Origin of the sequence: Jatrophihabitans sp., assembly GCF_036389215.1 — a bacterium.
Lineage (GTDB): Bacteria > Actinomycetota > Actinomycetes > Mycobacteriales > Jatrophihabitantaceae > Jatrophihabitans_A.
Genome location: NZ_DASVQG010000162.1, coordinates 1 through 4,675, shown reverse-complemented (window position 1 = coordinate 4,675; position 4,675 = coordinate 1). Strand labels below are relative to the sequence as shown.

Below are 4,675 nucleotides of genomic sequence, written 5' to 3'. Positions count from 1 at the left end.
GCCGGCCGCCGGCGGCCTCGACGAGCTGGTCATCGCCGGCCGGCGGTTCTCGTCCCGGCTGATCGTGGGGACCGGCGGCGCGCCGAGCCTGGACGGCCTGGCCGACATCCTGCGGGAGTCCGGCACGGAACTGACCACGGTGGCCATGCGCCGGGTCGACACCGGGTCCTCCGGTTCGGTGCTGGACGTGCTGCGCGAGGCCGGGGTGCAGGTGCTGCCGAACACCGCCGGGTGCCGGACCGCCGCGGAGGCGGTGCTCACCGCCAAGCTGGCCCGCGAGGCGCTGGGGACGGACTGGGTCAAGGTCGAGGTGGTTGCCGACGAGCGCAGCCTGCTGCCGGACGGGCCGGAATTGCTGGCCGCCTGCGAGCAGCTGGTGGACGACGGGTTCGTGGTGCTGCCCTACACCAACGACGACCCGGTGCTCGCCCGGCGGCTGGAGGCGCTGGGCTGCGCGGCGGTGATGCCCGGTGGTGCCCCGATCGGTTCGGGGCTGGGCATCCGCAACCCGCACAACATCGCGCTGATCGTGGAGCAGGCCGGGGTCCCGGTGGTGCTCGACGCCGGCATCGGCAGCGCGGCCGACGCCGTCCAGGCGATGGAGCTCGGCTGTGACGCGGTGCTGGTCGCCTCGGCCGTGACCCGGGCCGCGCAGCCGCTGCGGATGGCCCGCGCCATGCGGCTGGCGGTACTGGCCGGGCGCGACGCGCTGCTGGCCGGGCGGATTCCGCGCCGCTGGTGGGCCGAGGCATCCTCGCCGTACGAGGGCATGCTGGACGCTCCCAGGCTCATCGACTGACGTCGGATCAGCCGCCCTGCACCGCGGTCACCACATCGATCCGGTCACCCGGCCGGACCGCGGTGTCGGCCCAGCTGCCGCGCGGCACCACCTCGCTGTTGAGGGCTACCGCGATGCCGGTGCTGCGATCACTGATCTCGCGCACCAGCGCGTCGAGGCTCAGCTCGTCGGCCGCGTCGCGCGGCTGCCCGTTCACCGTTATCCGCACGAGGGGTCCTAGGTGGTCAGGCCGGCCGAAGCCGGCTCGGCGGTGGATCGCGGCGGTAACTGCGACGCCGCAACGGAAGCGAACCGTTCCGGGTGGAACGGCGTCCACGCCGGCGCGACCGGCTCACCCTGGACGAGTGCAGCCACCGCGTCGGCTGTCAGTGCCGACAGCAGGATGCCGTTGCGGTAGTGCCCGGTGGCGACCACCAGCCCGTCAGCCAGCCGGCCGAGGATCGGGCCGTTGTCGGGAGTGCCCGGACGTGACCCGGCCCGGGCCTCGACGAAGCTGAATTCCGAGCTGACCGGCAGCAGCTCGTAGGCATTGCGCAGCAGCTCATAGACGCCGCCGGCGGTCACCCCGGTGTCGTGACCCTGCTGCTCGGAGGTGGCCCCGACCACCACCTCCCCACCCGGGCGGGGAACCAGGTAGATCTCGCTGCCGCGCACGATCCCGCGCACGGTGCGGGTCAGCACCGGGCCGGCGGACCGTAGCCGCTCGGGCACCGCCAGCCGCAGGATCTGGCCCTTCACCGGATGCACCGGCAGCCGCACCAGCGCACCGGTCGCGGCCCCACCGCACAGCACCACCGTGCCGGCCCGCAACTGGTCGCCGGTCGCGGTCCGGACTCCCTCGACGCCGGTGGCCCCGTGCAGCAGGCCGGTGATCTCGGCGGTGACGAAGCTGACCCCGGCGGCCTCGGCGGCGCTGCGCAGGACGCCCAGATAGCGCCGGTTGTCGACCGAGAGGTCATCGGCTGCCAGCACACCTCCCCGGACCCCGGCAGCCAGGTACGGCTCCAACGCGCGGGTGGCGGTGCCGTTCAGCCGCTGGGTACTCAGGCCCAGGCCGGTGCGGAAGTCGGTCAACCGGTCCAGCGCCGCCCGGTCGTCGGCGTTGAAGGCCACCGCCAGGGTGCCCTCGGTGCGCAGCCCCACCGGCTGCCCGGTCCGCTCCCGCAGCTCCGCGGCCAGCCGCTGGAACACCGGCACCGCCGCCAGGTTGAGCCGGGTCAGCTCCTCCTCGCCGAAGGCTGCCTCGGTGACCGGGGCGAGCATGCCGGCCGCCGCCCAGCTGGCCCCGCGACCACCGCTGGCATCGATCACCCGGACGGCGGCGCCTCGCTCGGCCAGCCGGTAGGCCACCGCCAGGCCGATCGCGCCGCCGCCGACGACAAGCACTTCAGCCGGTTGCGCCGCCATGCGTTTCAGGTTAGTCGAGCCGGCTCGTGCGGCCAGCCGGATCAAGCCGGCCGGCTAGCTGTAATGCCCAGCCGGCGGACTCCCTGACCTCAGGACAGAACCGCTAGCCGAGTGGACTCCCCTGGGCAGCTGCCCGGCGGCCGGGTGAGCCGGCCGGCTGCCTGGCTGCCGACCGGCTGGCCTCGATGGTGGTGCCCGCGCTGGCGATGACCACCATCACGATGGCCGCGGCGGTTCGCAGGTGCAGCCGCTGGCCGAGCACCAGCACGCCGGCGAGCGCGGCCACGGCGGGCTCCAAGCTCATCAGCAGCCCGAACGCCGACGCCGACAGCCGGCGCAGCGAGATCAATTCCAGCGAGTACGGGATCAGTGAGGACAGCACCGCCACCCCCAAGCCGCCGAGGGCGACCTCCGGGCGCAGCAGCGCCGAGCCGCCCTGGAGGACACCGGCCGGGACTATCACCACCGCCCCGATGCTCAGCGCCAGCGCCAAGCCGTCCAGCCCGGCGAAGCTGGAGCCGACCCGCTGGGACAGCAGGATGTAGCCGGCCCACAACGCGCCGGCCAGTGCGGCCAGCAGCAATCCTGACAAACGCAGGTTCCCCTGCGAGCCGCCGAGGGCCAGCAGCGCCACGCCGCCTCCGGCCAGCGCCACCCAGACGACGTCGAGCAGCTTGCGGGAACCGGCGATGGCGACCGCCAGCGGCCCGATGAACTCCACCGTCACTGCCGGGCCGAGCGGCAGCCGGTGCAGCGATTCGTAGAAGCTCCAGTTCATGAAGGCCAGCACCAGGCCGAAGCTCGTCACCGCCATCAGGTCCCGGCGGCTCCGGCCGGCCAGCCGCGGCCGGGTCAGCGCCATCAGCACCACCGAGCCGAACACCAGGCGCATCAGCACCACGCCGGCCGGGCCCGCCTGGGAGAACAGCTTGTTGGCGAAGGCGGCACCGAACTGCACCGAGGCGATGCCCACCAGGATCAGGATCTGCGGTGGAACGGTGTCGGTCCGCGCGCGTACTAACACGCTGACATGCTCGCATCCGCACCGGCGCGTGCCGGCAGGGGTGGCCCGCCGGTCGCCGGTCGCGGTCGCCGGTCCCGCCGGCCGGATCCGCGATGGCCGGATTCGCGATGGTTGGATGAGTCATGACCAAGACCTCGCCGGCCACCCTGGCATCGGCCCGGTTGTACCTGTGCACCGACTCCCGCCGCGACCGCGGCGACCTGGCCGAGTTCCTCGATGCGGTGCTCGCCAACGGGGTCGACATCGTCCAGCTGCGGGAGAAGAACCTCGAAGCCGCCGACGAGCTGGCGGCGCTGGAGGTCTTCGCCGACGCCTGCCGCCGGCACTCGGCCCTGCTGGCGGTCAACGACCGGGCCGACCTGGCGGTCGCCGCCGGCGCGGACGTGCTGCACCTGGGCCAGCGTGACCTGGCGCCGGCCACCGCCCGGCGGATCGTCGGCCCGGACGTTCTGATCGGCCTGAGCAGCCACAGCACTGAGCAGGCCCGGGCCGCGGCGACCGCGGCCGAGGTGGACTATTTCTGCCTCGGCCCGATCTGGGCGACGCCCACCAAGCCGGGACGGCCGCACATCGGCCTGGCGCCGGTGGCCGAGCTGGCCGCCGACGCGACTGCCCGGCCGTGGTTCGGCATCGGTGGGATCGACGAGAGCACCCTGGACCAGGTGCTCGACGCCGGCGCGCGCCGGGTGGTGGTGGTGCGGGTGCTGACCGAGGCCGCCGACCCCGGTGCCACGGCGGCCCGGCTGGCCGCGCGGCTGGCGGCGGCCGGCTGAAGGCGGCCGGCTGAAGGCGGCCGGCTGAACCGATCCGTTCCCGGCTCCGTGTGCATGGTCGCCGGCCCGGCGCTGTGTAGCGTCTGGCTGGTCAGGACACCGAGGGAGCATGCCGGACATGGATGGCGCCGCGCGGCGATGGTTCGACTCGCACACCTTCGACGCGGCACAGTTCCAGGCCGCCGACCTGATCCGGGCCAAGCAAGAGTCGGGCCAGTCGGTCAGCGTGGTGATCCCGGCGCGCAACGAGGCCGCGACCGTTGCCGCGGTTGTCTCCCAGATCCGCGAGGCCCTGCTGGTCGGCGGACTGGTGGACGAGCTGATCGTGCTCGACTCCGATTCCACCGACGACACCGCGGCGGTGGCCCGGGCGGCCGGCGCCTCGGTGTACGCCGCCCGCGACATCGAGACCGGAACCCCGGTGAGCCCGGGCAAGGGCGAGGCGTTGTGGAAGTCGCTGTTCGTCACCAACGGTGATCTGCTGGTCTTCATCGACGCCGACCTCACCGAGTGGGGCCCGCACTTCGTGACCGGCCTGCTGGGGCCGTTGCTGTCGGAGGAGCCCTCCGATGAGGGCATCCTGCTGACCAAGGGCTTCTATGACCGGCTGGCCGACGACCTGCCCGCCGACCCGGCCGCCGCGCTGCCGCAGGGCGGGCGGGTCACCGAGCT

6 protein-coding genes are annotated in these 4,675 nt (G+C 73.5%); 3 read left to right on the top strand and 3 right to left on the bottom strand.

Annotation, left to right across the window (positions count from 1 at the left end; all coding sequences use genetic code 11):
- The coding region (locus VF542_RS08255) for a thiazole synthase (protein WP_408651220.1) at positions 1–799 on the top strand (799 nt) is incomplete at its 5' end.
- A gap of 7 nt (positions 800–806) precedes the next feature.
- Here the strand turns inward: VF542_RS08255 and thiS are convergent.
- From thiS to VF542_RS08240, 3 genes are all read right to left on the bottom strand, one after another.
- The gene (gene thiS / locus VF542_RS08250) at positions 807–995 is read right to left on the bottom strand and encodes a sulfur carrier protein ThiS (protein ID WP_408651219.1); all 189 of its coding nucleotides are present in this window, start codon (positions 993–995) and stop codon (positions 807–809) included.
- Between the two features lie 20 nt (positions 996–1,015).
- Positions 1,016–2,206, bottom strand: a complete 1,191-nt coding sequence (gene thiO, locus VF542_RS08245; RefSeq protein ID WP_408651218.1) for a glycine oxidase ThiO — start codon at positions 2,204–2,206, stop codon at positions 1,016–1,018.
- A gap of 103 nt (positions 2,207–2,309) precedes the next feature.
- Positions 2,310–3,230, bottom strand: a complete 921-nt coding sequence (locus VF542_RS08240; protein WP_408651217.1) for an EamA family transporter — start codon at positions 3,228–3,230, stop codon at positions 2,310–2,312.
- Between the two features lie 122 nt (positions 3,231–3,352).
- On the opposite strand from VF542_RS08240, the gene thiE reads away from it, so the two are divergent.
- Together thiE and VF542_RS08230 are read left to right on the top strand one after the other, a co-directional pair.
- Positions 3,353–4,003: a thiamine phosphate synthase gene (gene thiE / locus VF542_RS08235; RefSeq protein ID WP_408651216.1), complete on the top strand. Its 651-nt coding sequence runs from the start codon at positions 3,353–3,355 to the stop codon at positions 4,001–4,003.
- Between the two features lie 118 nt (positions 4,004–4,121).
- On the top strand, positions 4,122–4,675 hold a 554-nt coding region (locus VF542_RS08230), incomplete at its 3' end, for a glycosyltransferase (protein ID WP_408651215.1).